The 252-nt window shown below is 65.9% G+C and carries 1 pseudogene; it reads left to right on the top strand.

What is annotated here, in order from left to right:
* A pseudogene (locus AC0IW9_RS31385) lies at window positions 1-252 on the top strand (histone deacetylase family protein); the annotation flags it as partial.

The raw sequence follows: 252 nt of genomic DNA, 5'->3' as shown, positions 1-252 counted from the left end.
CCGTGGGCCTGGGCGATGTACACGCGCCGCTGGATTTCGGCTTGGCGCCGATTCGTCGAGTACACACCGAAGGCTTTGTGCGCTTTCTGCAGAACGCCTGGAGCGACTGGCAGGCCATCGGCCGCCAGCACGACATGCTGCCTATCGCCTGGCCGACCCGGCGCCTGCGTCAGGTAGAACCGACCGCCATCGACGGTCGCCTGGGCTATTACTCATTCGATGCCGGTGCGCCGATTACGGCGGGTACGTGGC

This window comes from Belnapia sp. AC561 (assembly GCF_979252845.1).
The sequence above is the reverse complement of the archived record's forward strand: the minus strand, read 5'-3'. Positions and strand labels throughout refer to the sequence as shown.